Source organism: Arthrobacter sp. P1_A5, from assembly GCF_056406825.1.
Genome location: NZ_JBFTZL010000200.1, coordinates 1 through 6,296, shown reverse-complemented (window position 1 = coordinate 6,296; position 6,296 = coordinate 1). Strand labels below are relative to the sequence as shown.

Here is a 6,296-nt window from a genome sequence, read left to right as displayed (position 1 = left end):
TTCGTGTCGGGTGCCTGCGGCCAGGGGAGCCGGAAGCGGGATGCCGCACGGCCGAACCCTCTCCTGCGCAAGGAGAGCCGGCCGTGCGGCAGCGGTGGGGATCCGCCTCAGGGATGCTGCCCGGCGGACAGTCCCTAGCGAACAGACCCTAGTGAGCAGTCCCTATCGAGCAGTCTCTATCGAATCAGGCAGGGCCGTTTGGGGTCGAAGGACCAGCCGTCAATGTAGTACTGCATGCCGATGCTGTCGTCGCGGGCGTCGAGGCCGTGTTCCAGGTACAGCTGGTGTGCCTTGTCCAGAGCGGCGCGGTCCAGCTCGATTCCGAGGCCCGGAGCGTCCGGAACCCTGATCGCACCTTCCTTGATCTGCAGTGGTTCCTTGGTGAGCCCCTGGCCGTCCTGCCAGATCCAATGCGTGTCCAGCGCCGTGATTTCTCCCGGGGCGGCCGCCCCGGTGTGGGTGAACATGGCGAGCGAGATGTCGAAGTGGTTGTTCGAGTGCGATCCCCAGGTCAGGCCGAATTCGGCGCACATCTGGGCCACCCGGACGGAACCGTGCATGGTCCAGAAATGCGGGTCCGCGAGGGGGATGTCCACGGCGTTGCTGCGGATGGCATGGGACATTTCGCGCCAGTCCGTCGCGATCATGTTCGTCGCGGTCTTCAGCCCGGTGGCGCGGCGGAATTCGGCCATGACCTCGCGTCCGGAGAAGCGGCCTTCCGCGCCGCAGGGGTCCTCGGCGTAGGCCACAATGCCCTGCATGCGTTGGCCCAGCCGGACGGCCTCCTCCAGGAGCCAGGCGCCGTTGGGATCAAGGGTGATCCTGGCCTCCGGGAAACGCCTGGCCAAGGCCGTCACCACATCCACCTCGGCGTCGCCGGAGAGCACGCCGCCCTTGAGCTTGAAGTCGCTGAATCCGTAGCGTTCCTGGGCGGCTTCGGCCAGGGCCACCACGGCCTCCGGTGTCATGGCCTCCTGCCGGCGGAGCTTTTCCCACCGGTCCGCCGGCGCGTCCTCCACCAGGTACGGCAAATCCGTTCGGCCGGGGTCGCCGATGAAGAACAGATAACCGAGCATGGGCACCGAGCTGCGCTGCTGGCCGTCGCCGAGCAGTTCCGCGACGGGGACGCCGAGGAACTGACCGTGCAGGTCAAGGAGGGCGGATTCGATCGCGGTGACGGCATGGACGGTGGTGCGCAGGTCAAAGGTCTGCAGGCCGCGGCCGCCGGCGTCGCGGTCGGCGAACTTCGCCGCGACGTCCCGGAGCAGGGAGCGGTAGCGGGCCACGGGCTGGCCGGCCAGGAAGATGCCGGCCTCCTCGATGGTGGCGCGGATCTTTTCCCCGCCCGGCACTTCGCCGAGTCCGGTGCGGCCATTCGAATCGGTGATAAGAACGATGTTGCGGGTGAAGAACGGGCCGTGCGCGCCGCTGAGGTTCATCAGCATGCTGTCGTGCCCGGCAACGGGGACCACTTCAACGTGGGCAATGGTGGGCTGCGTGCTCACGCGTTGACCTCTGCTTTCTCTGTTGCTGCCTCTTCTGCTGCGGAGGCTTGAACGACGCCGTCGATCCGGCGGTTCAGCCKCCACGGGTTGGGGTCCTGCAGCGGCGCCGGGAGCAGTTCCTGTGGCAGGTTCTGGTAGGCGACGGGGCGCAGGAACCGGCTGATTGCCAATGTACCCACGGACGTGGTCCGGGTGTCGGATGTGGCGGGGAACGGGCCGCCGTGCACCATGGCGTGGCCAACTTCGACGCCGGTCGGCCAGCCGTTGACGATGATCCGGCCGACCTTTTGCTCCAACACCGGGATGAGGGGGGCAGCGGCGCGGTAGTCCGACTCGGTCAGTTGCAGGGAGGCCGTGAGCTGGCCTTCGAGCCGCTGGGCGGCGTCAACGAGCTCCTCGGTGGTGGAGTAGCGGATCATCAGGCTGGCGGCGCCGAAGATTTCCTGGTGCAGGACGGGGTTGGCCACGAACTCGGCGACAGACGTGCCGAAGATGGCCGGAGCCGGGGCGTTCTTCGTCGCCCCGTCGGCGCCCTGGCCGACGACGCTGACGTTCCCGGCGGAACCCAGTGCATCGGCTCCGGCGTGCCAGGACCCGGCGATGCCTTCGGTCAGCATGGTCTGCCCGGCGCATGAGGACACGGCCCGGCCTACGGCGGCGCCAAAGGCGTCGCCGGCCGCGCCGGCGGGGGCGAACAGGAGGCCGGGGGAGGTGCACAGCTGCCCGGAGCTGCCGGTGACGGCGGCAACGTACTGCCGCGCGAGAACGCTGATTTCTTCGGCGTTGCCGTCGAGGGCGCCGGGGAAGACGAACACCGGGTTGAGCGAGGACATTTCCGCATAGACGGGAATGGGTTCGGGCCGGGCGGCGGCGGTGCGCATCAGGGCGATGCCGGCGGACTGCGATCCGGTGAAGCCGACGGCCTTGATGGCTGGATCGGCGACGAGCGCCTGGCCGATGCTGGTGCCCGGACCGTAGATCAGCGAGAACACGCCCGGGTGCAGCCCGGTGTCGCGGACGGCCTTGGCGATGGCCTGGCCGACGAGTTCGCCGGTGCCCGGATGCGCATTGTGGGCCTTGAAGACCACGGGGCAGCCGGCGGCGAGGGCGGAGGCGGTGTCGCCGCCCGCCGTCGAGAAGGCCAGCGGGAAGTTGCTCGCACCAAAAACGGCGACGGGACCAAGCGGGATCTGCCGCTGCCGGATGTCCGCCCGCGGCAGCGGAGCGCGGTCCGGCAGCGCCGGGTCGATCCGGACCCCGCGGTAATCCCCTTGGCGTACGACGCCGGCGAAGAGCCGGAGCTGGCCGGTGGTGCGCGCCCGCTCGCCCTGGAGCCTGGCGGCCGGTAGTCCGGTCTCGAGGCCCGCTCGGGTGATGAGTTCCTCGCCAATCGCCTCGATGTTCCCGGCAATGGCCTCAAGGAACCGGGCGTGGGTTTCCGGGTCGAGCGTGCTGAAGGAGGGGTAGGCCGCGGCGGCCGCTGCGGTGGCGTCCTTCAGCTGTTCCCCGGTGAGCAGCGTGTAGCCGGGTTCGAGCCGTTCGTTCGTGGCGGGATTGAAGGCGTACGCCGTCGCGCCGTCCCCGGCGACGGCCTGGCCGGCAATGAGTGAGCGTCCGGTGAGTGTCACGGTGCATCCTCCTAGGAAACGGTGGCGATAAGGGACTTGAGGTCTGCGAGGTCCTGGGGCGCCAGGTTCTGCAGCGGCGGGCGGACCCCGCCGGCGGAGCGGCCAATCGCGGCCAATCCGCCCTTGACGATCGAGACGGAGTAGCCCTTCACCCGGTCGCGGATGTCCAGGTAGGGGATCACGAACTCGTTCAGCTTCTTGTTCACGGCCACCCGGTCGTGGTTGCGGACATCCTGGTAGAAGTCCAGCGCAAACTGCGGCACGAAGTTGTACATGGCGCTGGAATAGGTGCTCATGCCCAGCTGCAGCAGCGGGAGGGCGAACGTCTCGGCCGTGGGGAGGCCGCCGAGGTAGAACAGGCGGTCGCCGAGCTTGGCGTAGACCCGGGCGTCGTGTTCGAGGTCTCCGACTCCATCCTTGAAGCCGATCAGGTTCTGGTGGCGGTCGGCCAGGGTGGCGACGGTGGTGTCCTTGTAGATCGCGTTCGCACGGTTGTAGATGATGACACCGAGGGAGGTGGACCGGCAGATGGCGCTGACGTGGTCGATCAGGCCGCCCTGGTCCGCCTCGGTGAGGTAGGGCGGGAGCAGCAGGATGCCGTCGGYGCCGGCGGCCTCGGCGGCGCGGGCGTTTTCGATGGCCTGGGCGGTGGAGCCGCCGGCGGAGGCCAGGACCGGGACGATGCTGCCGACTTCCCCGACGGCGGCGCGGACGACGCGCTCGGACTCGGCCGGGGTCAGTGAGAAGCCCTCCCCGGTTCCGCCGGCCGCGAAGAGTCCTGCGACCGGGAAGCTGGCCTGCCAGGCGAGGTGTTTGCGGTAGTTCTCTTCGTCGAACTGGAGCTGTTCGTCGAACGAGGTGACGGGGAAGGAGAGCAGGCCGTCCTTGAGGACGTTGGCCAGTTCCTGGGGTGCGTATTTTGCCACGGTGGGGTCCTCCGGGTATGCGCCGAGTCGGCGGGGAAGTGCGGTTCCCCTTCAGACTAGGTTTGCTGCCTCATGCCTGTCCAAGTGCATTATTGAATGCATTGATACCTTCAGTGCATTGTGGCGACCTTAGTCCAGCTGAAAGTCCAGGGCGCCGAGCAGCCGCGACAGGGCGGGATTGCTCAATTTACGGCTCCAGATGGCATGGAGCTCCACGGGTTCGCCGTGGCTGCTGGCCAGCGGGAGGAATTCGACCCCCTGGATGCCCAGCGCTGTGGCGGACCGGGGCACAAAGGCGACTCCTCGTTTGGCCGCCACCAGCGAGACCATGGTGAGGATCTGGCTGACCGTGTGGACCACGTTGCCGTGCTGCACCGGCAGCATGCGGATCACGAGGTCGTAGAAGTACCGGGCCTGCAGTGGCGAATGCATGATGAGGGCCTCGTCCTTGAGGTCCTCGTTCCCGACAATGCCGCCGCGGCGGGCCAGGGGATGGCCGGCCGGAACGGCCACCATCATGGATTCGCGGTACAGAAGCCGCGAATCAAAAACGTCTTTGTCGAAGGGCGGACGTGCCAGCCCCAGGTCCAGTTCTCCCGTTTCCAGGGCCTGGATCTGTTCACCGGTCACCATTTCCTTCAGGTCGACGTCGACGTCGGGAAGGATCGCTGAAATCTCCTCCAGCAGGGGCCCCAAGATACTGAACCCGCTGGCCGCGGTGAAACCGATTCGCAGAAGGCCGGAGCGGCCCGAGGCGATCCGGCGGGCGGTGACAGGGGCGCGTTCGGCGAGGGCCAGCAACCGCCTGGCTTCCTCCAGGAAGGCGGTTCCCGCCGGGGTCAGCTGGACCTTCCGGTTGTCCCGTTCCAGCAGCTCGGCGCCGACGGCCTTCTCCAGCTTTTGGATCTGCCGGCTCAGCGGAGGCTGGGTCATGTTCAGGCGTTCCGCCGCGCGGCCGAAGTGAAGCTCTTCTGCCACCGCGATGAATCCGGCCAGCTGGTCAAAGGTAAACATGATGCCTTCCCGGTATCACTCGATGCATATTTGGGCTTAGACATGCATCATAGCCGCTCCCTACACTCGACACAGCGAACCGGCAGTGACGCGGTTCACATGCTTCCGGGGCGCTGGCCCTGACCATCAATGAGGAGTTTCAATGATGCACTTCCCTTCGCGCCGCACCGTACTTGGAGCGGCATCCGCCGTCACGCTCTTGGCGCTGACGGCCTGCGGCAATGTTGCCGGCGGCAGTACCGATTCTTCAAAATATCCGAACGGGCCCGTAAGCCTCACCGTGGGCCAGGCCGCCGGCGGCAGCACCGACTTGATTGCCCGCGCCATCTCCGAGGGCGCTTCCAAAACCCTCGGCGCCCCGATGCCTGTGGTGAACAAGCCAGGGGCCAACGGCGCCTTGGCCACAAAGGAAGTGGCCGGCAAGCCCGCCGACGGCCAGAACCTCCTTCTGGTCACCGCGTCCCTGATCACGATCACCCCGCTTGCGGTCACCGCGGATGAGGCCGTCAGCATCGACGACCTGGACATCATTGCCGGCCTGTCGCAGGACGACTACGTGCTGGTCGCCAGCAAGGCCTCCGGCTTCAACAGCATCAAGGACCTGACCGGAGCAGGGCGCAATATCACGTTCGGCACCACCGGCGTGGGCACCGGCAGCCAGCTGGCACAGACCGTCCTGTTCAAGCAGGCCGGCGTCAAGGGCACCGATGTACCGTTCGACAGCGGCAAGCCAGCCCTCACCGCGGTCCTCGGCAACMAGGTAGAAGTGTCCACCATCCAGCTCGGCGAAGCCATGCCGCAGATCAAGGCCGGAAAGGTCACACCGCTGCTCGTCTTTTCGGAGGATCGGAACTCCTTCCTCCCGGATGTGCCTACGGCCAAGGAATCCGGTTACGACGTTCCCGTGGCGCAGTATCGCGCCGTCGCCGCTCCCAAAGGAACGCCCAAGGACGTGAAGGACAAGCTGCTCGCAGCCATCAAGGAGACCTTCAAGTCCGATTCCTACAAGGAATTCAACAAGAAGAACATGCTGACCCCGAAGGAAATCTCCGGCGAGGAAGTCGTCACCCAGTGGAAGGACTACGCCGCCAAGTACAAGTCGTTGGTGGAGAAGTACGACATCAGCCTCAGCGGAACGAAGTGATCCAAGTGTCGTCTTCACCTTCAGTGCCCGCCGGAGGGGGCAGCCGCCCCGCGGCCCCCTCCGGCGGGAACGCCCCCCC

General features: G+C 66.8%; 5 protein-coding genes. 1 reads left to right on the top strand and 4 read right to left on the bottom strand.

From position 1 onward, the window contains the following. Positions 1 to 176: 176 nt before the first annotated feature. From AC1D1S_RS18395 to AC1D1S_RS18380, 4 genes are all read right to left on the bottom strand, one after another. Positions 177 to 1,505 (bottom strand): enolase C-terminal domain-like protein, encoded by a 1,329-nt coding sequence (locus AC1D1S_RS18395; RefSeq protein ID WP_476995126.1) that lies wholly within the window; start codon positions 1,503 to 1,505, stop codon positions 177 to 179. Continuing rightward, on the bottom strand, positions 1,502 to 3,133 hold the full coding sequence (locus AC1D1S_RS18390; protein ID WP_243177274.1) for an aldehyde dehydrogenase (NADP(+)): 1,632 nt from the start codon (positions 3,131 to 3,133) through the stop codon (positions 1,502 to 1,504). Before AC1D1S_RS18390 ends, AC1D1S_RS18395 begins: the two co-directional genes overlap by 4 nt. Positions 3,134 to 3,144: 11 nt before the next feature. After that, on the bottom strand, positions 3,145 to 4,059 hold the full coding sequence (gene kdgD, locus AC1D1S_RS18385; protein ID WP_476995125.1) for a 5-dehydro-4-deoxyglucarate dehydratase: 915 nt from the start codon (positions 4,057 to 4,059) through the stop codon (positions 3,145 to 3,147). 129 nt (positions 4,060 to 4,188) lie between these two features. After that, a complete protein-coding gene (locus AC1D1S_RS18380) occupies positions 4,189 to 5,073 on the bottom strand; it encodes a LysR family transcriptional regulator (RefSeq protein ID WP_476995124.1) in 885 nt (294 codons plus the stop codon). A 142-nt stretch (positions 5,074 to 5,215) separates the two neighbouring features. On the opposite strand from AC1D1S_RS18380, the gene AC1D1S_RS18375 reads away from it, so the two are divergent. Next, positions 5,216 to 6,217 (top strand): Bug family tripartite tricarboxylate transporter substrate binding protein, encoded by a 1,002-nt coding sequence (locus AC1D1S_RS18375; protein ID WP_476995123.1) that lies wholly within the window; start codon positions 5,216 to 5,218, stop codon positions 6,215 to 6,217. The last annotated feature ends 79 nt before the right edge of the window (positions 6,218 to 6,296 follow it).

Coding starts and splice junctions, on each gene's coding strand:
- AC1D1S_RS18380 (WP_476995124.1), bottom strand. CDS start 5,073: ATGTTTACCTTTGACCAGCTGGCCGGATTCATCGCGGTGGCAGAAGAG.